The organism is Pseudomonas iranensis (assembly GCF_014268585.2).
Taxonomy (GTDB): Bacteria; Pseudomonadota; Gammaproteobacteria; order Pseudomonadales; family Pseudomonadaceae; genus Aquipseudomonas; species Aquipseudomonas iranensis.
The window spans coordinates 5,833,236-5,859,093 of record NZ_CP077092.1; the positions used below are offsets into that span (position 1 = coordinate 5,833,236).

A 25,858-nucleotide genomic window follows, 5' to 3' on the forward strand; every position below is an offset into this window, starting at 1 on the left:
TGTCCCATGTCGCTGTTCGCCCATCAAACCCCTGCGTCCAACCTCCGGTCGCGCTCCATTCACCCTTCATCCAAAGGACCCCGGATGCTTGAACTTGTCGCCGCTTTTATCTGCCTCACTACCCTCCTGACCTTCGTCAATTTCCGCTTTATCGGCCTGCCGCCGACCATCGGCGTGATGGTTACCGCCCTGCTGTTCTCATTGCTCCTGCAAGGCCTCAGCGTCCTCGGCTTTCCCGGCCTCGAAGACCGCGTGCAGCAACTGATCGGCCAGATCGATTTCGGCGATCTGCTGATGAACTGGATGCTCTCGTTCCTGCTGTTCGCCGGCGCCCTGCACGTCAACCTCAATGATTTGCGCAGCTACCGCTGGCCGATCGGCCTGCTGGCGACCTTCGGCGTGTTGATCGCCACCGTGGTGATCGGCAGCCTGGCCTTCTACATTTTTGCCCTGTTCGGCTGGCACGTGAGTTTCCTCTACTGCCTGTTGTTCGGCGCGCTGATCTCACCGACCGACCCGATTGCCGTGCTCGGCGTGTTGCGTACCGCCAACGCTTCGAAACCACTGAAAACCACCATCGTCGGCGAATCACTGTTCAACGACGGCACGGCGGTCGTGGTCTTCACCGTGCTGCTGGGCATCGCGCAACTGGGCGAAACCCCGACCGTCAGCGCCACGGCCATGCTCTTCGTCCATGAGGCGATCGGCGGCGTGTTGTTCGGCGGGCTGATCGGTTATCTGGTCTATCGGATGATCAAAAGCGTCGAGCAGCATCAGATCACCGTGATGCTGACCCTGGCCCTGGTGATCGGCGGCTCGGCGATGTCCACCGAGTTGCACGTCTCGGCACCGATCGCGATGGTGGTGGCCGGTCTGATCATCGGCAACCTCGGGCGCAATCTGGCGATGAACGACATGACCCGGCGCTATCTGGACGGTTTCTGGGAATTGCTCGATGACATGCTCAACGCGCTGCTGTTTGCGCTGATCGGCATGGAGCTGTTGCTGCTGCCGTTCAACTGGCTGCACATGGCCGCCGCAGGTCTGCTGGCGGTGGCGATCCTGCTGTCGCGCCTGCTCACCGTGGCGCCAGCGATCCTTTTGCTGCGCCGCTGGCGCTCAGTGCCGGCCGGCACCATCCGCATCCTGACCTGGGGCGGTTTGCGCGGTGGTGTTTCGGTGGCCCTGGCGCTGGCCCTGCCGCTGGGCCCGGAACGCGACCTGCTGCTGAGCATCACCTACATCGTTGTGCTGTCATCGATCCTGCTGCAGGGCCTGACCATCGGCAAACTGGTCAAGCACGCAACGCGCAATGAGCCGGCCTTCGTGCCTGAGCCAGCCCACCACTGATCATTTCTTGATCGCCTGCGGGTCGGGCTTGACAGCCTGATCCGCAGATTCCTTCGGCGCACCGCTTTCACTGCGAATTTGCGCATGGCTGATCAGCGCGAAGATAAAGCTGCCGCCAATGATGTTCCCCGCCAGCGTCGGCCCGGCGAACACCGCCCAGAAATCACTCCACGGCAACTCGCCGGCAAACACCAGATACGACACTTCCGCCGATCCGACGACGATATGGGTGAAGTCGCCCAGCGCCATGAAGTAGGTGATGAGGATGATGATCCACATCTTCGCGCTCTCCATGGACGGGATCATCCAGACCATGGTGGCGATCATCCAGCCGGAGACGATGCCCTTGGCGAACATCTGACTGGCGCTGTGTTCCATGACCTTGCGGCCGATCTCGAGGAAGGCGACGTCGGTCTTGCTGTCGAAAATCGGCAGTTCCAGCATCACGTACGCCACCAGAATCGTCCCGCAGAGGTTGCCGACCAATACCACTGTCCACAGACGGATCAGGCGCAGGAAATTCTTCAGCGTCGGCCTGGTCATCACCGGCAGCACGGCGGTCAGGGTGTTTTCGGTGAACAGTTGCTGGCGCGCGAGGATGACCGCGAGGAAACCGGCGCAGTAGCCGAAACTGGCGATCACCTTGAATTCGTCGCCATCGGGCAGGCGCGAATTGAGCAATCCCATGCCCATCAGCGACAGGCCCATGGTCAACCCTGCCGCCAGCGCCGACCACCACAGCGCGGCAATGCTGCGCTCCAGTTCCTGATCGCCCTGGGTGCGGATGATTTCATGCAGAACGGCCGCGCGGGGCGGCTGGCTCTTCTCGACTTCGTGCTGCTCCTTGGCCGAGAGGTCGGGGGTCTTGTCGCTGGTGGGGGTGGTCATGGCGTGGCAACCGGTGGGGGGCGATGTAGCTACGACCGTTGCGCTTCATGGCTGTTCAGTGGCCAGGCGAATCTCCGCTGAATTGGCAACCGCTTTCGCGAGCAGGCTCGCTCCCACAAGGATCACGCTGTACCTGTGGGAGCGAGCCTGCTCGCGAAGAATGCGCCGCTGAGGTTATTGAACGGCTTCGTCATCCTTGAACTGGTCTTTCACATATTTGATCTCGGTCCGCCCGTGCGGCGCCGGCAGGCCGTCTTCGCCGAGGTTGACGAACACCATTTTCTCGACGGTGAGGATGCTCTTGCGGGTGATCTTGTTGCGCACTTCGCAGGTCAGGGTGATCGAGGTGCGGCCGAATTCGGTGGCGGTGATGCCCAGTTCGATGATGTCGCCCTGGCGCGAGGCGCTGACGAAGTTGATTTCCGAGATGTATTTGGTCACCACACGCTGGTTGCCCAGTTGCACGATGGCGTAGATCGCCGCTTCTTCGTCGATCCAGCGCAGCAGGCTACCGCCGAACAGGGTGCCGTTGGGGTTGAGGTCTTCGGGTTTAACCCATTTGCGGGTGTGGAAATTCATGTTCACTCCTGAGCGCTTGCCGAAAGATGCGCCCATCTTGGCAGACTGCTCAGTCAGGCTCCAGGCAGCTGCGACTATGGTCGCCATTGGCGATCTTCATCTGGCCGACAGAAACCCTTTGGAAGATCAGCCCGGGCGGCTATAATCGCCCCCGTTTCAAAAAACGGTAACGTTCACTGGCTACCGTTTTCCCGCCACCTGTCCGAGGGGCGCTGCAGCAGGTTCGACCTGTCAGGCTCGGATGGGGCGTTGACCGGCCTGCGCCGGACACTAAACGCACAACGGCGCCCATTCGCATACATTACGAATGGAGGCTCTTCATGAGCGCTGTCAACACGCCTGCCGATTTTACCGATTACAAAGTTGCCGACATGTCCCTGGCTGCCTGGGGCCGTCGCGAAACCATCATCGCCGAATCGGAAATGCCTGCCCTGATGGGTCTGCGCCGCAAATACGCTGCCGAGCAGCCGCTCAAGGGCGCGAAAATCCTCGGCTGCATCCACATGACCATTCAGACCGCCGTGCTGATCGAAACCCTGGTTGCCCTGGGTGCCGAAGTACGCTGGTCGTCCTGCAACATTTTCTCTACTCAGGATCAGGCCGCTGCCGCAATCGCTGCTGCCGGTATCCCGGTGTTCGCCTGGAAAGGCGAGACTGAAGAAGAGTACGAGTGGTGCCTGGAGCAGACCATCCTCAAGGATGGCCAGCCATGGGACGCCAACATGATCCTCGACGACGGCGGCGACCTGACCGAGCTGCTGCACAAGAAATACCCGCAAGTGCTGGATCGCGTTCACGGCGTGACCGAAGAAACCACCACTGGCGTACACCGTCTGCTGGACATGCTGGCCAAGGGCGAGCTGAAGATCCCGGCGATCAACGTCAACGACTCGGTAACCAAGTCCAAGAACGACAACAAGTACGGCTGCCGTCACAGCCTGAACGATGCGATCAAGCGCGGCACTGACCACCTGCTGTCCGGCAAGCAAGCGCTGGTCATCGGTTACGGTGACGTGGGCAAGGGCTCGGCCCAGTCGCTGCGTCAGGAAGGCATGATCGTCAAAGTGTCGGAAGTCGACCCGATCTGCGCCATGCAAGCCTGCATGGACGGCTTCGAACTGGTGTCGCCGTTCATCGACGGTATCAACGACGGTTCCGAAGCAAGCATCGACAAAGCGCTGCTGGGCAAGATCGACCTGATCGTGACCACCACCGGTAACGTCAATGTTTGCGACGCGAACATGCTCAAAGCCCTGAAGAAGCGCGCCGTTGTCTGCAACATCGGTCACTTCGACAACGAAATCGACACCGCTTTCATGCGCAAGAACTGGGCATGGGAAGAAGTGAAGCCACAGGTGCACAAGGTTCACCGCACCGGTGCCGGCAGCTTCGACCCACAGAACGACGACTACCTGATCCTGCTGGCCGAAGGCCGTCTGGTGAACCTGGGCAACGCCACCGGTCACCCGAGCCGCATCATGGACGGTTCGTTCGCCAACCAGGTTCTGGCACAGATCTTCCTGTTCGGCCAGAAGTACGCCGACCTGTCGCCAGCGCAGAAAGCCGAGCGTCTGACCGTTGAAGTACTGCCGAAGAAACTCGACGAAGAAGTGGCCCTGGAAATGGTTCGCGGCTTCGGCGGCGTGGTCACCCAACTGACCAAGCAACAGGCTGACTACATCGGCGTCACCGTCGAAGGCCCGTTCAAGCCGCACGCCTACCGCTACTAACAGGCGCTGAATGCTCGCTCTCCCTGTGGGAGCGAGCTTGCTCGCGAAGGCGGTTTATCATTCAACATCCGTGTTGTCTGACCCTGCGCTTTCGCGAGCAGGCTCGCTCCCACAACGGATTGCAGCGCCTCGAAGGTACTTGTTTCCAAGGGTATGACCATGTCCCAAGACCGTCGCTACAGCTTCGAGTTTTTCCCGACCAAGACCGATGCCGGGCAAGAAAAGCTGCTTGCCACTGCCCGTCAGTTGGCCACTTACAACCCTGATTTCTTTTCCTGCACCTACGGCGCTGGCGGTTCGACCCGTGATCGCACGCTCAACACCGTGTTGCAGCTGGAAAGCGAAGTCAAAGTACCTGCCGCTCCGCACCTGTCGTGCGTCGGTGACAGCAAGGACGACCTGCGCGGCCTGCTGAACGAATACAAGGCTGCCGGCATCAAGCGCATCGTTGCCCTGCGTGGCGACCTGCCGTCCGGCATGGGCATGACCAGCGGTGAGCTGCGTCACGCCAATGAACTGGTGGAATTCATTCGTGAAGAAACCGCCGATCATTTCCACATCGAAGTCGCCGCTTACCCGGAGATGCATCCGCAAGCGCGCAACTACGAAGACGATCTCGCCAACTTCGTGCGCAAGGCAAAGGCCGGTGCCGACAGCGCGATCACCCAGTACTTCTTCAACGCCGACAGCTACTTCTACTTCGTCGACCGTTTGCAGGCGCTGGGCGTGGATCTGCCGATCGTGCCGGGGATCATGCCGATCACCAACTACAGCAAACTCGCGCGCTTCTCCGATGCCTGCGGTGCGGAAATTCCGCGCTGGATCCGCAAGCAACTGGAAGCCTACGGCGATGACACGCGAAGCATCCAAAGCTTTGGCGAACAAGTCGTCAGCGAGATGTGCGAACGCCTGCTGCAAGGCGGCGCGCCGGGGCTGCACTTCTACTCGATGAACCAGGCCGAACCTAGCCTGGCGATCTGGAACAACCTGAAGCTGCCGCGCTGAAGGTTTTCCATGCGATAAAAAAGGCCCTAACCGGGCCTTTTCACTGAAAAGCACAAATGGAATATTGTTGTCGATGATCTGCGCGCAAACAAAAATACGCCCTCAACTGGTCTATCTGGTTTTCGGTGCCGAGACCTACCATCAGGAAGCTGTTTTCAGCATCGCCAGTGCTCTGGCGTGGTTGCGCGAGACACCGGATGCCGCGATCGATATCCAGGTCTTCAGCGACAACCCGCAACCCTATGCGCATCTTCCCGTGCGCGTTCGCCCTCTGGACGCCGAAACGCGCCAGAAATGGAGCGAGCCCCACGGTTACCATTTCCGCGTCAAACATGTCGCCTTGCGCTCGGTTCTTGAAGAATACGAAACGGCGCTGTTGATCGACACCGACACGTTCTTCCACTGCTCGCCGCTGAAACTGTTCGAGCGGGTGCAGCCCGGCACGTTGCTGTGCAATGACTACTACGCCTGTTATGGCGACAACAAATCGAGCCTGCTGTACAGCACACTGTCGGCAAAACTTCTGGAAAAAGGCCTGACTGACGATCACATGCGCCTGCTCAACTCCGGCGTGATCGGGTTGCGCCAGCAGGACGCACACGTGCTCGACCGCTCCATCGCTTTGATTGATGAGTTGTTCCCGTCGGCCAAGGGGGCCTACACCCTTGAAGAGTTCTGCCTGTCAGTGGCGGCCTATCGCACGCTGGACGTCAACAAGTGCCCGGATCTGATCCATCACTACTGGAGCCGCAAACATCTGTTCAGAGCCAAGGTTCAGGCCTGGGTCGCCAAGCATGGCGACAACCCGACCGGCCAGGCTGCGCTGGACGACACCCGACGCGTGACGCCGCAGCTGCCTCGCCCACCGCGATTGCAACGAATGTTCTACAAGTTCGTTACGCTGCTGCTGCCGGCACATCTGCGTCAGTTCATTCGCGAAATCCTTTACGGCTGCTATGAACATCCCAACGAGTTCGATCAGGCGTGTGCACCGGTCTGGTGGGACAAGGCGCTGGAAAACCAGCAGCAACGCATCGGCAAGCCGGTTTGCAGGCACTTGCTCAGGGACTGGTTCAGTCGCGGTCTGGTCAAGCAGATCTTGGGTGCGCGCCACGCCAAGGTCCATCAGCACCTGCTGAAAACCGCAAGCAAATAAGGCCATCACGGCCATTGCGCCCGGGGTCTGCGCGAAACATGCATGCCAGAGCTTCTCATCAGGCGTTTCGCGTACTAACCTCAGGCCATGCCCCTTATTGCCCAACTGCTGAGCGTTATTCTTCTGACTTGCCTGAGCGTCGCCGCTCGGGGGGAGAAGTTGCGTATTGTCACCGAGCCGTGGGCGCCGTACGTCTACGAACAGGGTGGCAAAAACCTTGGTCTTGACTACGAAACCACCGCCATCGTGTTCCAGCGTCTGGGCATTGAAGTGGAATGGCAGTTCCTGCCGTGGAAGCGCTGCCTGTCGATGCTCGAGACCGGTCAGGCCGACGGTGCGCTGGACATCTTTCACAGTGCCGAACGCGACGCCACCCTGCTCTACCCCAGCGAACCGCTGTCCGATGTCGAATTCGTGATGTTTTACGCCAATGAGCGACCGCATCCTTTCAACACCCTCGAACAACTCAAAGGCCTGACCATCGGCACCTCGCCGGGTTATCTGTACAGCCCTGACTTCAGCCAGTCGGACCTGTTTGTTCGTGAGCCGGCACCGACCCATGAAGCCAATTTCGGCAAACTGGTGCGCGGGCGGATCGACCTGCTGATTACCGATCGCCGCGTCGGCCAGCATTTGCTCGATGAGCTGAATATTCGCGATCTGATCACGGAAAACCCGGCGGTTATCAGCCGTCAGAGCCAGTTTCTTGCGGTTCGGCGCAATGCCGGTATGGACTTGCTGGTGCAGCGTTTCGGCGCCGAGCTCAAGCGTTTCAAGCGCGAACCGGCCTACGCCGAGCTCAGCGCACGTTACGGTGCTGCGCCCGTTGATAGCGCGTCACTGCGTTCGGCCACGGCCGGCGGCAAAACCGTTGAGCAGCAGGAAAGCAGCGCGCAGTGATTGCTCTGTTATACTCCGGCGTTCCCGCCAGGCTCACGCCCGGACGCCCGGAACCGTAACAGGCCTCTCGACCCGCTACAGCGCAGCTTCCAGCCCGCGCGAGCGCTCCTGACGTGCCTTCGGAACCGCCGCTGGACCGGACGGGATTGCGTCCTCTTAAACGTGATTCGCGCCAGGCAAGACTCCCATTGGGCCAAGCCCTAACTAAAACAGGATTACTCATGTCCTTTGCTTCCCTCGGTCTCTCCGAGGCTTTAGTCCGTGCCATCGAAGATGCGGGCTATACCGAGCCTACTCCGGTGCAACAGCGGGCCATTCCCGCCGTGTTGCAAGGTCGCGACCTGATGGTGGCGGCTCAGACAGGTACCGGTAAAACCGGCGGTTTCGCCCTCCCGATTCTGGAGCGGTTGTTCCCCAACGGTCACCCGGACAAATCCCAGCGTCACGGCCCGCGCCAACCGCGCGTGCTGGTCCTGACCCCGACCCGCGAACTCGCGGCCCAGGTGCACGAGAGCTTCAAGATCTACGCCCGTGACCTGAAATTCGTCAGCGCCTGCATCTTCGGCGGCGTCGGCATGAACCCGCAGGTCCAGGCCATGTCCCGTGGCGTCGACGTACTCGTCGCCTGCCCGGGTCGCTTGCTCGACCTCGCCGGCCAAGGCAGCGTCGATCTGTCCCACGTTGAAATCCTCGTCCTCGACGAAGCCGACCGCATGCTCGACATGGGTTTTGTTCACGACGTAAAGAAAGTCCTCGCGCGTCTGCCGGCCAAGCGTCAGAACCTGCTGTTCTCGGCGACTTTCTCCAAAGACATCACCGATCTTGCCGGCAAACTGCTGCACAACCCGGAACGCATCGAAGTCACGCCGCCGAACACCACGGTCGAGCGCATCGAACAACGCGTATTCCGCCTGCCGGCCAGCCACAAACGTGCACTGCTGGCGCACCTGATCACCGCCGGCGCGTGGGAACAGGTGCTGGTCTTTACCCGCACCAAGCACGGCGCCAACCGTCTCGCTGAATACCTGGACAAACACGGCCTGCCAGCCGTGGCGATCCACGGTAACAAAAGCCAGAACGCCCGCACCAAAGCCCTGGCCGACTTCAAGGCCGGCGAAGTGCGCATTCTGGTAGCGACCGACATCGCCGCCCGTGGTCTGGACATCGATCAGTTGCCACACGTGGTCAACTTCGAACTGCCGAACGTCGATGAAGATTACGTACACCGTATCGGCCGTACCGGCCGCGCCGGTCGTTCCGGCGAGGCGATCTCCCTGGTCGCACCGGACGAAGAGAAGCTGCTGAAAAGCATCGAGCGCATGACCAAGCAGAAGATTGCCGACGGCGATCTGATGGGCTTCGACTCCAGCACCATCGAAGCCGAGAAGCCGGAAACCCGCGAGCGTCCGGACATCCGTAACCCGCGCAATTCTCGTGGCCCACGTGGCGACGGCCCGAATGGCGGCGGCGGTGGCGGCGGTCGCAAGGACAAAGGCAAAGACAAAGGCAAAGGCAAAGAGAAGCCGGCCGGCGACCGTGGCGAGCGCCCTGCCCGTCAGCAGAAACCGCGCGAAGGCACACCAAGCCGCGATCAGCGCCCGAGCCAGCCACCGCGTGCGGCGGCTGACCGTGCCCCGGACGAATTCCTCGACGACGATGTGGATAACTTTGGTAACCGCGTTGACTACGTGCCGAAAGCCGCTCCGGCCGGTGGCCGTGGCCGTCGTCCGGGCGCACCGGCACAAGGTGCAGGCGCTGGCACACCGCGTGGCGGTCAGCCACAGGGTCGTCAGAACGGCCCGCGCAACAGCAACGGTTCGAGCACCGGCACTCCACCGGCCAAACGCAGCGGCCCGCGCAATGGCGCACCGCGTGACGGTCAGGGTCGTCGTGACGAATCCGCTCAGCGCAACCGCCGCCCGGCCCGTGACGATCAGCCACGTACCGAGCAACCAGCCGTGCAGAACCCGCGCAGCAATGGCCCGAAGATCATGCACAAGGAATCGAAAGCCGACCGCTTCCCGACGCCTGAGCAACTCGATCAACTGCCAAGCCGCCCGCGTGGCGAGAAACCAGCACTGCTGACCCGCAATCGCTGAGTGTCAAACCGCCATGAAAAATGCCCCGGCTCGAAAGAGCCGGGGCATTTTTTTACCTCGAATATCTCTGCCACACCGCAATACCTCTGTGGGAGCGAGCCTGCTCGCGAAAGCGTCGGATCAGTTGCATGTCTGTCGAATGACACACCGTTTTCGCGAGCAGGCTCGCTCCCACACGGAATAGCGTGTTGCAGCAATAAAAAAACGCCCCCGGCCTTTCGACCGGGGGCGTTTTCATGTGGCGGCGAAACTTATTTCGCTTTCACACCTTCGAACGAAACATACAGCTCGACCGCGTCAGACTTCGGACCGAGGTCTTTCTGCTTGCCGAAATCGGAGCGCTTGATGGTGGTGGTGCCTTCGAAGCCGGCACGGTAGCCGCCCCATGGATCCTTGCCTTCGCCCAGGAAGGTAGCCTTGACGACAACCGGCTTGGTCACGCCCAGCAGGGTCAGGTCGCCGGTCACGTCAGCGGTGTTGGCACCGGTGGATTTGACGCTGGTGGAGACGAAGGTGGCCTTGGCGAATTTGCTGGCGTTGAGGAAGTCAGCGCTGGCGATGTGCTTGTCGCGCTCGGCGTGGTTGGTGAACACGCTGGCAGTGTTGACGTTGAACTCGATCTTGCTGTCTTCAGGCTTGGCAGCGTCGAAGCTGAACTTGCCGTCGATGTCCTTGAAGGTACCGGTGATGAAGCTGTAGCCCAGGTGGCTGATCTTGAAGTCGACGAAGGCGTGCTGGCCTTCCTTGTCTACTACGTAGTCAGCAGCCATTACGTTGGCGGACAGCACGGCAGAACCGATTGCCAGAGCGGCCAGAGTCTTTTTCAACATGCTTTTTTTTCCTTTGAGTCGAGGTTGAACTTCAGGCTTTGCGACCGAGCATTCGGGTGAGGGTCGCATCACGATCGATAAAGTGGTGCTTCAATGCTGCCAACGCATGGAGACCGGAAAAAATTACCAGTGCCCACGCCAGCCAGAGATGAATCACCCCAGCGGTATCTGCCTGATCCGGTAGTCCGGAGAGCAGTGCAGGAACTTCAAACAGGCCAAACACCGGGATCCCGACACCGTCTGCGGTGGAAATCAGGTAACCGGCAATCATCACAGCGAACAGCGACAGATACAGAAACCCGTGGCCGAACTTGGCGCCGATACGGGTCATGCGGCTGTAGCTTTGCAGCGTTGGCGGCGGCGGGCTGATGAAACGCCACAGCACCCGCAACACCATCACACCGAGCAGCACCAGACCGATGCTCTTGTGCAGGTCCGGCGCGTCTTTGCGCCAGGTGCTGTAGTAATCCAGCCCGACCATCCACAGACCCAACGCAAACAGCCCGAAGACCGCCAGCGCCACGCCCCAGTGCATGAAGATGCTGACCCAACCATAGCGCGAAGAAGAGTTACGTAGCTGCATTGCCCAAATCCTGTGAGAACTGCGAACCAAGACTAGCGAGTTATCTATCGAATTAAAGCGGAAAATTTTGCTTTGAAATATCGAGAAATACGATCAAGAGTCTGCGAGCGGGGAGTTAAGGAAGGATTAAAGGCGATTTCGGCATGGGGCGCTTGTACAAATGACGGGGGCTGCGTTTCAACGTTAAAGGCACACAATTGCGAAGCCGATAACCCTGTACCGCTGATGCGGCTTTTGCACCTGTTCGAATGATGTCTCCATTCTCATTACAAACAGGTGCAACACATGGCTCTTCGATATACCCCCTTTCAAGCAAGCGGTTCTTCCGTGTTGCCGCCCAACCAAACGATGTCCGCCGGCCAATTCCTGCAATCCGAGAACGGTCGATTTCGTCTGATGCTGCAAAGCGATGGAAATCTGGTCCTCAAAGACGGTGAGGGGGTTATCTGGATCGCCGACGCCAATCAACCTTACAGTGCAACTTTGCACCCGAAGAAGATGCGCGAGCCGCTGCAGTTCGTGATCAGCAATAGTGGCTTCCTGTACGACCCTTCCAGGCGGCGACTGTGGATCGCGGAAAGCACGCATACCGGCGATAAATCGCTGTGGTACCACACGTACATGACCGTGCAGGACGACGGCAATCTGGTGATTTACGACCAGCGCACAGGCGATCTGCGCTGGGCGCGCTTTGGTTTTATCCCCGGGCGTATGCGCAAACCCAAGCAGAGGTGGCAGAGGAAGCTGCCGAACGGGACCGAGTTTTTCAAGTGGGAGTTTTACTCACTCCCGAACGTGTAGCGGCTAGTTGTGAAGGACCGCTGGCGGTTGCAGGCACTCGGCACTGTAGGGATCTATCTGGCATTTATGCGCAAGTTCGGAACCATAACCGCCGGGAAAGAACTGCCCGTTGCTACAGCCGGAAAGTGTCATCAGCGCGAGTAAGACCATGAGCGTTTTCATCAAGTGCCTCCAGTTTTTTCCAGCATAGAACTGGCGCTCAGGCAGCGGCTATCACCTCGTTCCGAGCGTGCTGTGGGAAGCATCCGGTACAACGGTAAGCCTCGTGACCGCTGCGCGAAGGACGAAAATGCAGGGCAAAAAAAACGCGACCCGAGGGCCGCGTTTTTTCATGGAGCAGAGCCTTACTGCGCTTTGCTCTCGGTGGTCGCCGCCGGCTTGGCCGCTGGCTTCTTCGCCGGTTCAGCCTTCTTGGCCGCCGGTTTGGCCGCCGGCTTTTTCGTTTCGGTTTTGGCCGCAGGCTTCTTCGCTGCTGGCTTGGCCGCCGCTTTCTTCGCTGGCTCGGCTTTTACCGGGGCCGCTGGTTTCGGTGCTTCCACCGGCGCTGGCGCAGGTGCCGGGATCGGTGCAGGCGCTGGAGCGGCCGGAGCAGGTGCTGGCTCTGGCGCTTTCGCAGGCTCAGGCTTTTTCTCGTCATCCGAACCGCCGAACAGGTTGCTGAAGAAGTTGCCCTTCTTCGCCGCCACCGCACCCGCCGCGCCTGCCGCTGCTGCAGCCGGAACCACTTTGGCTGGCTCGAACGATTTGCCGGCCGCCAGATCTTCAACCTGACTGGCAGCGCGCTGGCCGGTACGCAGTGCGCCTTCCAGGGTGCCCGGGTACAAGGTGTCGGTGTGTTCGCCGGCGAACGCTACGCGTTGCAGCGGACGTTCCCACAGGCGCCAGAACTTGCTGATCTGCCCCGGGCCGTAAGCCAGGTAGGCGCCGCCCATCGACGGGTCGGTGCTGTAGCGACGGATTTCATAACCGGTGAACGAGCCACGGGCCTGTGGATAAAACGCATGCAGACGGATCAGCACCTGATCGACCATCTGCTTGTCGCCGAACGCCTGCATCACACGGGCGTTATCGCCGGACAGATTGATCACCACATTGGCGCCGCCCTTCAGCGCCGGCTCGATCCAGAGCATGCCTAAACCTGCGTTGCTGTAGATCTCGCCGGACATGCGCGATTTGCTTTCCCACACAGGCGTCTTGAACTTCAGCATGATCTGGTCGCGCCAACCGTAGTTGGTGCCCTTGATCGCCGCCAGATGCTGAGCATCCAGCGCCGGGGTCAGGGCGATCTTGTTCAGTGCGCGCAACGGCACCGCCAGCACCACGTAGTCAGCCTGATAGCCGACGCTGCCGACTTTGACGGTCACGCCGTCCTTGTCCTGGATGATCGCCGAGACCGGCGAGTTGGTCTTGATGGTCTTGATCTGTTTGACGAAGGCCTGCGCCAGGACCTGGCTGCCGCCGACCAGACGCGAGGCGCGCAGGTCGCGGTCGGAGACGCCGCGATAGACGCGGTTCTGCTGAGCGAAATACAGCAGCGACAGACGCGAAGGTTCGTCGTAGTGGGTGCGGATGTCCTGGTTGATCAACTGACGCGCGGTGGCCGGCAGGTTCTGCTTGTCGAGCCAGCTCGATACGGTGATCTGGTCCAGTGCATGCAGGGTGGCGGTCGCCGCCGGATTCTGCGGGTCGTCGATCGAGCGCGCCAGATCGTCGAGGGTTTTCTGGTAGCGCTTGAGCGCATCGGCGGTGGCTGGCTGCTTGGTGGCCAGATCAGCGGCGGAGAAATAATCGCCGTCGATCAGATAACCCGGGGTACGCACGAATTCCGGCGCCGGCGTGGTGCCGAGCTTGAAGGTCGACACGTATTTGTTCAGCACCGGCTGGGTCTTGTCGTTGCCGATCCACTCGCTGGTGGCCATGCCCGAGCGGCCGCCCAGGCTCGGTTTGGCTTCCAGCAGGGTGACCTGCCAGCCTTTGTTCTGCAGTTCGTAAGCAGCGGTCAGACCCGACAGGCCGCCGCCGATCACGATTGCGGTTTTATCCTTGGCCAGCGCCGTAACGCTGAACAGCCCCAACATCACCAGCGCACAGGCGCGCAGCCAACCGACAGACATTCAGCGAACTCCGGAAAAACATGTGGGAAAAAGCAGCTTTGCGAGTCAGACGACTCAAAGAACCGCGAAGAATACGTTAGCCATCAAAACGCCGCCAGCGACGTCTATCGGCTCAGACAAAGTAGCTCAATCGACACAATGGGTTGTTCCCGCGCGATGCATTGCATAGGCTTGCGCGATTGTTCGCCCGCGCCTGACGCGAGCCGCCTCGAGGAGACTGTAAATGGGCCTGAATAACCAGTGGATGCAACGCGATCTTGCGGTGTTGTGGCATCCCTGCACCCAGATGAAAGACCACGAACAGCTGCCGCTGATCCCGATCAAGCGCGGCGAAGGCGTCTGGCTCGAAGACTTCGAAGGCAAGCGCTACCTCGACGCGGTCAGCTCCTGGTGGGTCAACGTGTTCGGCCACGCCAACCCGCGCATCAACCAGCGCATCAAGGATCAGGTCGATCAACTCGAACATGTGATCCTTGCCGGTTTCAGCCATCAGCCGGTGATCGAGCTGTCCGAGCGTCTGGTGAAAATGACGCCGGAAGGCCTGAACCGGGTGTTCTATGCCGATAACGGCTCGTCGTGCATCGAAGTCGCGCTGAAGATGAGCTTTCACTACTGGCTCAATCGCGGCCAACCGAACAAGAAGCGCTTCGTCACCCTGACCAACAGCTACCACGGCGAAACCATGGCAGCGATGGCGGTTGGCGATGTGCCGCTGTTCACCGAGACCTACAAAGCCCTGCTGATGGACACCATCAAAGTGCCGAGCCCGGATTGCTATCTGCGCCCGCAAGGCATGAGCTGGGAAGAACACTCGCGCAATATGTTCGCGGCCATGGAACAGACGCTGGCGGAGAATCATCACAGCGTCGCGGCAGTGATCGTCGAGCCGCTGATTCAGGGCGCCGGCGGCATGCGCATGTATCACCCGGTGTACCTCAAGCTGTTGCGCGAGGCCTGCGACCGTTACGGCGTGCACCTGATCCACGATGAAATCGCCGTCGGCTTCGGCCGCACCGGGACGATGTTCGCCTGCGAACAGGCCGGCATCCGCCCGGACTTTCTCTGCCTGTCCAAAGCCCTGACCGGCGGCTATCTGCCGCTGGCGGCGTGCCTGACCACCGAAGAGGTCTACAGCGCGTTCTACGACGACTATCCGACCCTGCGCGCGTTCCTCCATTCGCACAGCTACACCGGCAACCCGCTGGCCTGCGCGGCGGCACTGGCGACGCTGGATATCTTCGAGCAGGACAACGTGATTGAGAACAACAAGGCGTTGGCTCAGCGCATGGCCTCGGCGACCGCGCATCTGGTCGATCACCCGAACGTTTCCGAAGTGCGCCAGACCGGCATGGTCCTGGCCATCGAGATGGTCAAGGATAAAGCCACGAAAGAGGCCTACCCTTGGCAGGAGCGTCGTGGCTTGAAAGTTTTCCAGCATGCGCTGGAGCGTGGTGCGTTGTTGCGCCCGCTGGGCAGCGTGGTGTATTTCCTGCCGCCGTATGTGATCACTCCGGAGCAGATCGACTTCCTGGCCGAAGTGGCCAGTGAAGGTATTGATATCGCTACACGTGACAGCGTCAGCGTGGCGGTGCCGAAAGACTTCCATCCCGGTTTCCGTGACCCAGGCTGATTCGCCTTGCTTGAGATTTGCGGTGGCTGGACTGCCGCTTTCGCGAGCAGGCTCGCTCCCACAGGGGAATGCATTTCAAGTGTGGGAGCGAGCCTGCTCGCGAATGAAGTCGACACCGATCCAACTGATTCATATCTTTCCAGAGACCCGAAATGAGACTGTCCCGCTTCTTTATCGACGCCCCGCTGAGCACTGGCGAACACGAACTGCCGGAGGCCCAGGCGCATTACATCAGCCGCGTGTTGCGCATGGCCGAAGGCGATGCGGTGCAGTTGTTCGACGGTTCCGGCCATGAATTTCGCGGATCCTTGGTGGATGTCGGCAAGAAACGCGTGGTCGTGCAGATCGACGAGCAGTTCGCCGGGCAAATCGAATCGCCGCTGCAGATCCACCTCGGCCAGGGCCTGTCCCGGGGCGAGCGCATGGACTGGGCGATTCAGAAAGCCACTGAACTGGGCGTGACGCAAATCACCCCGATCTTCAGCGAACGCTGCGAAGTGCGGCTCAAGGACGAACGCGCCGACAAGCGCTTGCTGCACTGGCGCCAAGTGGCGATCAGTGCCTGCGAACAGTGCGGGCGTTCACGGGTGCCGGTGATTCATCCGCCAGTGTTGCTGGCGGACTGGCTCAAGCAGACCGAAGCCGAATTGAAACTGGTGCTGCATCCGGTCGCAGAACCGCTGGTCAGCCATGCCAAACCAGCGACGCTGGCGTTCCTGATCGGGCCGGAAGGTGGCCTGACGGACGGCGAAGTCGAGCAGGCCAAAGGCAACGGTTTCCACGCCGCCCGCCTCGGCCCGCGCGTATTGCGCACCGAGACTGCGCCGGTGGTGGCGCTGGCGGTAGCCCAGCAACTTTGGGGTGATTTCTAAACCTTTTTGCCGGACTGATCGTTCCCACGCTCTGCGTGGGAATGCAGCCCGGGACGCTCCGCGTCCCAAACAGCGTGACGCAGAGCGTCACAGGAGGCGTTACCACGCAGAGCGTGGGAACGATCAGTCAGCCGGGCTACAGGACGTAAAACAGAATCGCCACAAAATGCAGCAAGCTCCCGGCAATCACGAACAGATGCCAGATGCCATGGGCATGCCGCAGCCGGTGATCGAGGGCAAAAAAGATAATCCCCACCGTATACAAAACCCCGCCCGACGCCAGCCAGGCAAACCCGGCCGTGCCCAGTGCGGCAATCAGCGGTTTGACCGCGACCAGCACGATCCAGCCCATCACCGCGTAAATCACGATCGACAGAATCCGTGCCTCGGAGCGCGGTTTGATCTCTTGCAGGATGCCGATCAGCGCCAGCCCCCAGACAATCCCGAACAGCGTCCAGCCCCAAGGCCCGCGTAACGTCACCAGGCAGAACGGCGTGTAGCTGCCGGCGATCAGCAGGTAGATCGAGAAATGATCGACCTTCTTCATGATCGCTTTCTTGCGCCCGCGCACGCTGTGGTACACGGTCGAGGCGCTGTAGAGCACCAGCAAGGTGAAGGCGTAGATCGCCACGCTGACGATCTTCCACGGACTGCCGTCGAGGCTGGCAATCACCAGCATCCAAACGCCGCCGATAAACGCGGCGATGGCTCCGACCAGATGGGTCCAGGCGTTGAGTTTTTCCCCGTGATACATGTGTCGCATACCTCGTAGTCACTACCGCAAGCGCGCAAGGCTCGGGCCTTGAGCGTAAAAGCGCAATGTTTCTGTTCAACCTCGCCTGCGCGGCCCGCAGGAATTGGGCACAATCGGCCGATACCAAAAAGAGTCCGCGCCATGCTGATCGACGAAGAATTGACCCTGAAAAAACTCGAGGTGTTCCTCGCCTTCATGCGCACTGGCAACCTCGCCCGCGCCGCCGCCGAACTGCAGACCAGCAATGTCAGCGTGCACCGCGCCATTCACTCTTTGGAAAACGCCCTGCGCTGCCCGCTGTTCAAACACGAAGGGCGCAACCTGACGCCGCTGGAAAGCGCTTATGTGCTGGAGGAACGTGCGCAGAAGCTGATCAACGACGTCGTCGACAGCGTGCGCCTGACCCGCGAAGCAGCCGGGTTCTCCGCCGAGCGCTTCAAGCTCGGCTCGCTGTATTCGCTGACGGTGAAGACCGTGCCGCAACTGATCATGGGCCTGAAGATCCGCCGCAGCGAACTCAACATCGACCTGATCCTCGGCTCGAACATCGACCTGCTCTACAAGCTGAAAAACATGGAAGTCGACGCGATTCTGGTGTCGCTGGACGACAGCATCAACGATCCGGATTGCGAGCAGATTGCGCTGTTTTCCGACGACATCTTCCTCGCCACCCCGGCCGATTCAAAATTCGCTCAGCGCAGTGAAGTCGATCTGGCGGAAGTGCGCGACGAGACTTTCATCACCCTGACCCAGGGCTTCGCCACGCATCAGGACGGCGTGCGGGTGTTCAAGCAAGCGGGATTCGAGCCGAAGGTGGCGATGCAGGTTAATGACATCTTCACTTTGCTGAGCATGGTCAGCTCAGGGGTGGGCTACGCCTTGTTGCCGGGGCGGATTGCGGCGGTGTACGAAAATCGAGTGAAGCTGATTCCGTTGCAGGAGAAGTACCGCTTGCAGCAGCACATTGGCGTGGTGTTTCTAAAGGCCAAGGAGCGCGATCCGAATTTGCTGGCGTTGCTGGCGGAGTGTCGGATGTATGCCAATCGCCAGGCTGGGGTTTAGATCGAGATCAAAAATCAAGAGCTACCCCCTCACCCCAGCCCTCTCCCCCAAGGGGTAGAGGGGGAAAGGGAGCAGATCGGGGGCTTTTCAGAACCTCAGTTCAACTCAGAAATTTCAGGTCGATGTATAACGCCAAAACAACTCGGTCAGTCCCCTCTCCCTCCGGGAGAGGGCTAGGGTGAGGGGCTTTTGGGGGTGACTAGCTAGCCCATCAACCCGCGCATCGCCAGAAACAGCAGCGAAGGCCCCAGCAGACACCCAAGCGCGGTGTAGAACGCCGCCGTCAGGCAACCATATGGCACCAGCTTCGGATCGGTGGCCGCCAGGCCCCCGGCAACGCCGCTGGAGGTGCCCATCAAGCCACCGAAAATCACCGCGCTGCGGGGGTTGTTCAGGCCGATCATCGGTGCCACGAACGGTGTCATCACCATCACCAGAATCGCCTTGATCAGCCCCGCCGCAATCGACAGCGCCATCACCTCGGAACTGGCACCAATCGCCGCCCCCGTTACCGGGCCGACGATGTAGGTCACCGCACCGGCGCCAATGGTGGTCAGGCTCACCGCATCGGTGTAGCCGAACGCCATCGCCACGCCGACGCCGGCGACGAACGAGGTGCCAACGCCGACAAACAGCGCCAGCACACCGACGAGTCCGGCGCGTTTGAGCTCATCGACACTCACCCCAAACGCCGTCGCCACAATCGCGAAATCCCGCAGCATCGCACCGCCGAGCAGGCCGATGCCGGACAGCAGGGGAATATCCACCACGCCTTTTTGCCCACCGGTGAGTGCGCCGCCGATATACGACAGCACCAGCCCGAGCAGAATGGCGATCGCCGAACCGTGCAGGCGGCCCTTGGTGAAGGTGTTGGACATCCAGTAGGACACCCACATGGTCAGGCCGACAATCAAAAAGCCGCTGATCAGACCGTAACCGGTGATCACTTTCATCATTGATTCGTACATGGCGATTACCCCGCAGTCTTGGCAGGAGCAATCGGTGTCTCTTGCTTGTTGCCCATGCGCGTCAGCACCGGCACCAAGGCAAAAGCGATCACTACGGCGAGGGTGCCGGCAAGAATCGCCATCGGCCCGCCCTTCAGCGCACCGTAGACATTCTGCTGCGCGGCCATGGCGACCACGATGGGAATGTAGATCGCGCTCCAGAACTCCACGCCCTGCTCGGTCTTGCCCTTGAGCCAGCCACTCTTGTAGAGATAGCTGCCCAGGCCGATCAACAGCAGCATCGCAATACCGACACCGCCGACGTTGGCCGGCACGCCGATCAGCTTGCCGAGCAATTCACCGACCCAGATACCGACCAGCGTGCAGAAGGCGAGAAACGCCACACCGTAAATAATCATTGTTGTAGTCCTCAAAGTGCATCGTCGAATGTTGTTTTTGTTGTTCGAAGCTTGAGTCGCGGCGGTTTTAGAGTTGGCGGCCACCCTCCTCGCGCAACAGCGCTTGCAGGGTATCGAGGCGGGCACTGTCGAAGGCAGTGACGGTGCCCTGCTCGAACACCCGGCGCGCCAGCCCGGTCAGCACCGCACCGGGCGGCAGTTCGATCTGTAGACGCACGCCGCGCTCGTAGGCGCTTTGCACGGTGCCGCGCCAGTCCACCACGCGGCACATGTTGAAAGCGAGGTCATCGCGCAGCGCGCAGGCTTTGCTCACAGGCCGCGCGCGACTGCCGCTCAGATAAGCGATTTTCGGGTTCTTCAGTTCAACCTTGGCGAAGGCCTCGGCAAGCGCCTGCGCCGGTTTTTCCAGCAACGGGCAATGCGACGGCACGCTCACCGCCAGCCGCTTCGCCACTCCGGCGCCGCGACTGCGCGCCAGTTCGGCCACCGCGTGCATGGCCTTGTCGCAGCCGGCGATGACCACTTGGTTATCGGCGTTGATATTGGCCAGGTACACCGGCGAATCTTCGCTGTGCACTTGCGCCAGCAGCGTTTCGACGGTGGATAACTGCAAGCCGATGATCGCGGTCATGCCGTAGCCCTGTGGATAAGCCTGCTGCATCAGCTCACCGCGCAGGCTGACCAGATGCAGCGCATCGCTGAAACTCAAGGCTCCCGCCACCACTGCTGCCGGATAAGCGCCGATGGACAGGCCGGCGACGTAATCCGCAGTCAGTTCATCCTGCAATAACTGCCGCGAAGCAGCGACACCGGCGATCAGCAGGCACAGCTGAACCGCTCTGGTCGTGCGCAATGCCTCGGCTGAATCAAGCTGCAAAACATCCTCGTCGAGCACATCGCTGGCCTCGACCAGCGTTTCCCGAGGCAAACGCTGGAGCATGCCGGCTTGCTGCGCGCCCTGGCCGGGAAACACCAGCAGGCTGCTCACGCTGCCTGCTCCTGCGGGTTCCACGGATCGATCACCAATGCAGCCTGATGCGCATTTTTCAGCAGCACCCGGGCCGAACCGCTGGCCCATTCACGCAGCGCCACAGCGCCGAACGGCGTCTGCAATTGCATGTCGACCCGGCACACAGCCTGATCGAAAAGCGCCACGAGTTTGCAGGCCTGATTGCGCGTGATCATCTGCGGCGCACGCAGAATCAGATCGAGATCACTGGCCGCGTGCATCGCTGCAAAACCACTGGCCAATTCAAACCCGACACTGCCGCTGACACCCCAGACCCAACCGCAGTCATCGAGTATCGGCCGCAGTTGTTTGAGCGCCTGCATCACCGGCAGATCTCGCTCACACTCAACCTGACAAAGGGCTTCGGGACTGACCCGACAGGCAATGGAATCCAGCGGCATAAACGTCGCCAGCCGCTGCTCGCGCAACACCCCACGAACGCCGACCGCGACCAGACCTTCCTCGCTCAAGGCCCGGCGCACCACCACCGGTTGCCCGGCCGCCAGCGCCGCGATCGCCCACGCCGGCGCATCCGCCGGCAACTGCGCTGGGGTCATGCCCCAGAGCAGATCGTGGGCCAGGGGCAGGTTCACCACTGCGCCCTCAGCAATTCGCGGACTTTGCTGGAGGCGGCACGATTGCTCGCACCAAGGCGCCCTTTCAAATCTGTGCTGGTCACATCGTTGATCGCTTGCTTCAGGCACTCAGTCACGCGCGTCAGATCTTCCTCTGTCGGCTTTTCAATCTGCTGCACCGAGAGGGTTTCCCAGAGCAGGCCAAGGCTGGCGTAGCTGTCGATGTCGTAGGCCATCGGCGGCACGCTCGACGCCAGCGCCTCCAGTTCCTCGACACTGCGCAACGTGACCCGCGCGGCCGAGGCCTTGCCCATCGCGTGCACCATCACGCCCGGGTCGCGCAAAGCAATCAGGCGATTGGCCTGATAACCGTGGGCGAGAAATGCACCCGACATGGCCTTGCCCACCAGCAGCGCAATCACCGGATGCCCGGCCAGACGCGCACGGGCATAACTGTCCGCCGCGCCGGCCAGGGCCTGATGAATGCCGAGGGCTTCTTCGCGGCGGCCATACGCCTGGCTCGGCACATCGACGATGGCAATGATCGGGCGCTTTTTCGCGTTGTCGCGGTCGGCGCTGATCGCGTCATCCACAGCCTTGGCCAGCCCCCAGCCTTCGAGCAGACCGACCTCGCCATTGCGGGCGCGGGGAAAACGATTGTCCGGGTCGGCGACCACGGCGATAAACCTGCCGAGCTCAGCGTCGGCGACTTTCAACGACGGCGGCAAACCTTCGACGACACTGGCGCCAGCGCTGAGCGCATTGAACCAGTGCAAACCGCGCAATGAATAACCGCTCATGAGCGCTCTCCTTGATACAGATCGCGAACCACCGACGGTTCGATTTGCAGGTCAGTGTTCAGCTTGCCGAGGCGTTGCAGGAACCACTCGGCGCGTTGACTGCGCGGTTGGGCCGGCAGGCCTTGCTGGAGCAGTTGGCCGACCTGCTGACGAATCTGCGCCACGTCATCGCCGACATAACGGTCCACCAGTCCGGTGTTGAAACGCTGTTCGCCGCCGGTCAGGCTCCAGATGAAGGGCCGGTCGCGGGAGTCGTATTCCTCGATCCCGGCTTCCTGCTCGATTACCTGCGGGCCGTTCAGACCGAGGCGTGCTTCCTGGGTCACCAGCAAATAACTGCACAGCGCTGCGGCGATCGACATGCCGCCGAAGCAACCGACACTGCCGGCGACCACGCCGACCACCGGTTGGTACTGCTGCAAATCGACAATCGCCGCATGGATATCGGCAATCGCCGCCAGCCCGAGATTGGCCTCCTGCAAGCGCACGCCACCGGTTTCCAGCAGCAACACGGCGCGGGTGGCGATGCCGTTGCGGTTGTCTTCGGCGGCCAGTTCCAGCGCACCGGCAATCTTCGCCCCGCCGACTTCACCGAGGCTGCCGCCCTGAAACGCACCTTCAATCGCCGCGATGACCACCGGCAAACCGTCGAGGCTGCCCTTGGCGATGATCACCCCGTCGTCGGCTTGCGGCACCACGCCTTGGCGCTCAAGCCACGGCGACATGACCCGTTGAAACGGATCGAGCAGTTCGCGAAAGGTCCCGGCGTCGAGCAAGGCTTGCGCCCGCTGCCGCGCGCCGAGTTCGACGAAGCTGTGTTTGTTGAGCAACGCTGCGCTGTCAGTCATGGCCGATCTCCTCGAAACCCTGTTCCAGACGCAAGCGCACCACCCCCGGCGTCGCGCCGAAATCGTGGATATCGATGGCCATCGCCGGCGGCGTGGTGCCGTCGAACATCCGCGCAAACAGGTGCTGCCAGCGCTGCTGCGCGCCGTTGACCGAGGTCTGCACGTTGATCGTCAGCTTGCCGGCCAGACCCGGCTCGATCAGCACTTCCAGATCACCGGAGCCGACACAACCGACCAGCGCACGCCCGCGTGGCGGCTGCCCGGCGGGGAATTCAAACGATAGGTTTTCCATCAAAACGCTCCCTGAGAGATGCCGTCGCGCTCGATACGATCGAGCAGCAATGTGGCGGCGAGCAGGTCGGCGGCGCCACCGGGCGAGGCATTCAATGCGATGAGTTGTTGATCCAGTTCGTGCAGGCGCCGACGACCGCTGAGGCTGGCGCTGCCACCGGCATCGAGCACCGCTTGCGCGCCGGCCTGCATGGCCTGCAGACCGGGCTCGCCGGCGCGGTAGAGCACGCAGGTGTCGGCCAGCTCGGTCATGATCGCCAGCAACGCATCAAGCCGGGCGTTCTGTTCGCCGTGGCCGTTGGCGCGACTTTTGTGCAGTTGCGGCAGGCCGCGTTGCAGCACGGACGGAAAGCCCAGCTGCGCCTCTTCGCGAGCACCGCGTGCGCCGTAACGCTGGGCGACTTGTGCGCCGTGGCTGAGTGGTGTCGGTGCGTAGCGGTCGTCGAGCAGTGCCAGGCGGGCGGCGCACAGGGCGATGGATTCCGGTTGCAGCGCGGCGGCCGTCACCAACAGTCCCAACGCCCAGATCGCGCCGCGATGGGTGTTGACGCCATTGGTGGTGGCGAGCATCGCTTGCTCGCCTTCACGACCGATGCGGCCTATCGCTTCGCGCAACGGCACACCGACTTCACCGATCTCCAGCGCCGCCTCGGCCATTTCCTTGAATGCCGGCCACAATGCCAGCGCCGACGCGTGCATCAGGCCCAGGTGCAGATCGGTGTGCGCGCCGTTGCCGCGACGGTCGACCAGCGCCGGTTTCGGCGACAGATCGGCTTCGTCGATCAGCGCGTCCACCGCCAGATCGGCCAAGCGGTCAGCCAGAGAAAGCGGTTTCGCTTGCAGGTTGAATGCGTGCATTACCAGCTCCTGAATTTGGCGGGCGGGTTGTACAGGCCGCCGGACCACTCGACCAGATCGGCGACGCTTTTCGCCGCGAGCAATTCGCGCGTGGCGTCAGTGCGGCGGATGCCGAGGTCTTCAGGCAGGGCGATCAGGCCCTCGCGGCGCATGCGTTCGGTGTCTTTCGGGTTGTGCCGCAGGCCGATGGCGGTAACCCCGGCGACCGCTGCGATCATCGCCTGGCGCTCTTCCAGCGAGCGCGCCTTGTACAGGTAGGCGATGCCTTCTTCGGTGAGCAGGTGGGTGACGTCGTCGCCGTAGATCATGATCGGCGCCAGCGGCATGCCGCTTTTCTTCGCCACTTCCACCGCGTCGAGGGTTTCGACGAAGGTCGGTTTGCCGCCCTCCTGGAAGGTCTCGACCATTTGCACCACGAGTTTCTTGCCGCGTTCGAGCATCGGTTGCGGCCCATCGGCGTGGCGCATGTCCAGCCACGCCGGAGTGCCGTGACGGCGGCCGCGCGGATCATGACCCATGTTCGGCGCACCACCGAAACCGGCCAGACGGCCTCGGGTGACGGTCGAGGAATGGCCGTCGCCATCGACTTGCAGCGTCGCGCCGATAAACAGATCCACCGCGTATTGCCCGGCGAGTTGGCAGACCATGCGGTTGGAGCGCAGCGAGCCGTCGCGGCCAGTGAAGAACACATCCGGCCGAGCGGCGATGTAGTTTTCCATGCCCAGTTCGGTACCGAAGCAATGCACGCTCTCGACCCAGCCGCTTTCAATCGCCGGGATCAAAGTCGGGTGCGGGTTGAGCGTCCAGTTACGGCAGATCTTGCCCTTCAAGCCGAGGGATTCGCCGTAGGTCGGCAGGATCAGTTCGATGGCGGCAGTGTTGAAACCAATGCCGTGGTTGAGCGACTGCACGTTGTGTTTTTCGTAGATCCCGCGAATCGCCATCATCGCCATCAACACGTGCACAGGCTTGATGTGGCGTGGGTCGCGGGTGAACAGCGGCTCGATGTAGAACGGCTTGTCGGCCACCACGACGAAATCGACCCATGAAGCGGGAATGTCTATGCGGGGCAGTTCGCTGACGTCATCGACCAATTGGTTGACCTGAACGATGACGATGCCATCGCTGAACGCCGCCGGTTCGATCAGTGCGGGAGTGTCTTCGGTGCTCGGGCCGGTGTAGATGTTGCCGGCGCGGTCGGCCATGAAACCGGCCGAAAGCACAACGTTGGGGATCAGGTCCACGACGAGGCGGGCGTAGAGTTCGATGTACGTGTGAATGGCGCCGACTTCGAGCAAGCCATCTTCGAGCAACTGGCTGATGCGCAGGCTCTGGGTGCCGGCGAAGGAGAAATCGAGCTTACGGGCGATGCCGCGTTCGATCAGATCAAGGTGTTCGGAGCGGCCAACGCTGGGCATGATCATGTGCAGATCGTGGAGCTTGGCCGGGTCGGCCTTGGCCAGCGAACGCGAGAGGAAATCCGCCTGCTTCTGGTTGTTGCCCTCCAGCACCACGCGGTCGCCGGGATGGATCAGCGCTTCGAGCGCGGCGACGATTTTGTCGCTGGGCAGCACCGCACCATCGGCCAGCCCGCGCACCTTGTCGAGCCGGCGCTGCTTCTCGTCACGCCGCCGCGTCCAGCGCGAGTCGGGGGAAATTGTTGTTGTCATGCTCACTCCACGGGTTCGCTGTCGTGGAGCCAAGTTAGTCCTGTGTGATGAGGGCATCAATCAAGCTGGGTGGTGAATCATTACGCTG

Annotated in this window: 25 protein-coding genes and 1 riboswitch; of the genes, 10 read left to right on the forward strand and 15 right to left on the reverse strand. The window is 61.3% G+C overall.

All coding sequences use genetic code 11. The annotated features are described in order from the left end of the window. Positions 1-84 precede the first annotated feature (84 nt). Positions 85-1,350, forward strand: a complete 1,266-nt coding sequence (locus HU724_RS26325; protein WP_186569295.1) for a cation:proton antiporter — start codon at positions 85-87, stop codon at positions 1,348-1,350. On the opposite strand, the gene HU724_RS26330 is transcribed toward HU724_RS26325, so the two are convergent. Further along, entirely contained in the window at positions 1,351-2,238 is an 888-nt protein-coding gene (locus HU724_RS26330; RefSeq protein WP_133335952.1) for a formate/nitrite transporter family protein, read from the reverse strand. It lies immediately after the preceding gene. Between the two features lie 174 nt (positions 2,239-2,412). After that, positions 2,413-2,817, reverse strand: a complete 405-nt coding sequence (locus HU724_RS26335) for an acyl-CoA thioesterase (RefSeq protein ID WP_016772772.1) — start codon at positions 2,815-2,817, stop codon at positions 2,413-2,415. Positions 2,818-3,015: 198 nt separating this feature from the next. Then, positions 3,016-3,114, forward strand: a riboswitch (S-adenosyl-L-homocysteine riboswitch). A gap of 23 nt (positions 3,115-3,137) precedes the next feature. On the opposite strand from HU724_RS26335, the gene ahcY reads away from it, so the two are divergent. The 5 genes from ahcY (at position 3,138) to rhlE2 (ending at position 9,707) form a co-directional block, all read left to right on the forward strand. Next, positions 3,138-4,547 (forward strand): adenosylhomocysteinase, encoded by a 1,410-nt coding sequence (ahcY, locus tag HU724_RS26340; RefSeq protein ID WP_016772771.1) that lies wholly within the window; start codon positions 3,138-3,140, stop codon positions 4,545-4,547. 159 nt (positions 4,548-4,706) lie between these two features. Beyond that, the gene (metF, locus tag HU724_RS26345; RefSeq protein WP_056786871.1) at positions 4,707-5,552 is read left to right on the forward strand and encodes a methylenetetrahydrofolate reductase [NAD(P)H]; all 846 of its coding nucleotides are present in this window, start codon (positions 4,707-4,709) and stop codon (positions 5,550-5,552) included. 73 nt (positions 5,553-5,625) lie between these two features. Next, positions 5,626-6,708 carry a hypothetical protein gene (locus tag HU724_RS26350; protein WP_186569351.1) on the forward strand — a complete coding sequence of 361 codons (1,083 nt, stop codon included), beginning with the start codon at positions 5,626-5,628 and terminating at the stop codon, positions 6,706-6,708. A gap of 87 nt (positions 6,709-6,795) precedes the next feature. Next, complete coding sequence (locus HU724_RS26355) at positions 6,796-7,608, forward strand: substrate-binding periplasmic protein (RefSeq protein ID WP_186569296.1); 813 nt, start codon at positions 6,796-6,798, stop codon at positions 7,606-7,608. Positions 7,609-7,829: 221 nt separating this feature from the next. Continuing rightward, complete coding sequence (rhlE2, locus tag HU724_RS26360; protein WP_186569297.1) at positions 7,830-9,707, forward strand: RNA helicase RhlE2; 1,878 nt, start codon at positions 7,830-7,832, stop codon at positions 9,705-9,707. A 251-nt stretch (positions 9,708-9,958) separates the two neighbouring features. Here rhlE2 and HU724_RS26365 read toward each other — a convergent pair whose 3' ends face one another. Both HU724_RS26365 and HU724_RS26370 read right to left on the reverse strand, forming a co-directional pair. Continuing rightward, positions 9,959-10,537: a YceI family protein gene (locus HU724_RS26365; RefSeq protein ID WP_133335944.1), complete on the reverse strand. Its 579-nt coding sequence runs from the start codon at positions 10,535-10,537 to the stop codon at positions 9,959-9,961. A gap of 31 nt (positions 10,538-10,568) precedes the next feature. Next, entirely contained in the window at positions 10,569-11,120 is a 552-nt protein-coding gene (locus HU724_RS26370; protein ID WP_186569298.1) for a cytochrome b, read from the reverse strand. A 285-nt stretch (positions 11,121-11,405) separates the two neighbouring features. Here HU724_RS26370 and HU724_RS26375 point away from each other — a divergent pair, with 285 nt between their 5' ends. Beyond that, complete coding sequence (locus tag HU724_RS26375; RefSeq protein WP_186569299.1) at positions 11,406-11,921, forward strand: hypothetical protein; 516 nt, start codon at positions 11,406-11,408, stop codon at positions 11,919-11,921. A gap of 344 nt (positions 11,922-12,265) precedes the next feature. On the opposite strand, the gene HU724_RS26380 is transcribed toward HU724_RS26375, so the two are convergent. Continuing rightward, positions 12,266-14,035 (reverse strand): flavin monoamine oxidase family protein, encoded by a 1,770-nt coding sequence (locus HU724_RS26380; RefSeq protein WP_186569300.1) that lies wholly within the window; start codon positions 14,033-14,035, stop codon positions 12,266-12,268. Positions 14,036-14,258: 223 nt separating this feature from the next. On the opposite strand from HU724_RS26380, the gene HU724_RS26385 reads away from it, so the two are divergent. Beyond that, on the forward strand, positions 14,259-15,665 hold the full coding sequence (locus HU724_RS26385) for an adenosylmethionine--8-amino-7-oxononanoate transaminase (RefSeq protein ID WP_186569301.1): 1,407 nt from the start codon (positions 14,259-14,261) through the stop codon (positions 15,663-15,665). Positions 15,666-15,817: 152 nt separating this feature from the next. Further along, positions 15,818-16,537 carry a 16S rRNA (uracil(1498)-N(3))-methyltransferase gene (locus HU724_RS26390; protein ID WP_041476795.1) on the forward strand — a complete coding sequence of 240 codons (720 nt, stop codon included), beginning with the start codon at positions 15,818-15,820 and terminating at the stop codon, positions 16,535-16,537. Positions 16,538-16,673: 136 nt separating this feature from the next. Here the strand turns inward: HU724_RS26390 and trhA are convergent, their stop codons facing one another. Then, on the reverse strand, positions 16,674-17,291 hold the full coding sequence (gene trhA / locus HU724_RS26395) for a PAQR family membrane homeostasis protein TrhA (protein WP_039757573.1): 618 nt from the start codon (positions 17,289-17,291) through the stop codon (positions 16,674-16,676). A 141-nt stretch (positions 17,292-17,432) separates the two neighbouring features. Between trhA and HU724_RS26400 the strand changes: the two genes are divergently transcribed. Beyond that, positions 17,433-18,353 carry a LysR family transcriptional regulator gene (locus HU724_RS26400; RefSeq protein WP_056786436.1) on the forward strand — a complete coding sequence of 307 codons (921 nt, stop codon included), beginning with the start codon at positions 17,433-17,435 and terminating at the stop codon, positions 18,351-18,353. 203 nt (positions 18,354-18,556) lie between these two features. Here the strand turns inward: HU724_RS26400 and madM are convergent, their stop codons facing one another. The 9 genes from madM to mdcA form a co-directional block, all read right to left on the reverse strand. Next, positions 18,557-19,321, reverse strand: coding sequence for a malonate transporter subunit MadM (gene madM, locus HU724_RS26405; RefSeq protein ID WP_024014642.1), 765 nt, complete (start codon positions 19,319-19,321; stop codon positions 18,557-18,559). 5 nt (positions 19,322-19,326) lie between these two features. Further along, the gene (gene madL / locus HU724_RS26410) at positions 19,327-19,719 is read right to left on the reverse strand and encodes a malonate transporter subunit MadL (protein ID WP_016772756.1); all 393 of its coding nucleotides are present in this window, start codon (positions 19,717-19,719) and stop codon (positions 19,327-19,329) included. A 67-nt stretch (positions 19,720-19,786) separates the two neighbouring features. Further along, positions 19,787-20,707 carry a malonate decarboxylase subunit epsilon gene (mdcH, locus tag HU724_RS26415; RefSeq protein ID WP_186569302.1) on the reverse strand — a complete coding sequence of 307 codons (921 nt, stop codon included), beginning with the start codon at positions 20,705-20,707 and terminating at the stop codon, positions 19,787-19,789. After that, positions 20,704-21,324, reverse strand: coding sequence for a malonate decarboxylase holo-ACP synthase (locus HU724_RS26420; protein WP_186569303.1), 621 nt, complete (start codon positions 21,322-21,324; stop codon positions 20,704-20,706). The genes mdcH and HU724_RS26420 overlap by 4 nt, the downstream gene beginning before the upstream one ends. Next, positions 21,318-22,103, reverse strand: a complete 786-nt coding sequence (gene mdcE / locus HU724_RS26425) for a biotin-independent malonate decarboxylase subunit gamma (RefSeq protein WP_186569304.1) — start codon at positions 22,101-22,103, stop codon at positions 21,318-21,320. Before mdcE ends, HU724_RS26420 begins: the two co-directional genes overlap by 7 nt. Next, positions 22,100-22,951, reverse strand: a complete 852-nt coding sequence (locus HU724_RS26430) for a biotin-independent malonate decarboxylase subunit beta (RefSeq protein WP_186569305.1) — start codon at positions 22,949-22,951, stop codon at positions 22,100-22,102. The genes mdcE and HU724_RS26430 overlap by 4 nt, the downstream gene beginning before the upstream one ends. Then, entirely contained in the window at positions 22,944-23,243 is a 300-nt protein-coding gene (locus tag HU724_RS26435) for a malonate decarboxylase subunit delta (RefSeq protein WP_039757560.1), read from the reverse strand. Before HU724_RS26435 ends, HU724_RS26430 begins: the two co-directional genes overlap by 8 nt. Then, complete coding sequence (locus tag HU724_RS26440) at positions 23,243-24,100, reverse strand: triphosphoribosyl-dephospho-CoA synthase (RefSeq protein ID WP_186569306.1); 858 nt, start codon at positions 24,098-24,100, stop codon at positions 23,243-23,245. Before HU724_RS26440 ends, HU724_RS26435 begins: the two co-directional genes overlap by 1 nt. After that, on the reverse strand, positions 24,100-25,770 hold the full coding sequence (gene mdcA, locus HU724_RS26445) for a malonate decarboxylase subunit alpha (RefSeq protein WP_186569307.1): 1,671 nt from the start codon (positions 25,768-25,770) through the stop codon (positions 24,100-24,102). Before mdcA ends, HU724_RS26440 begins: the two co-directional genes overlap by 1 nt. Between the last annotated feature and the right edge of the window lie 88 nt (positions 25,771-25,858).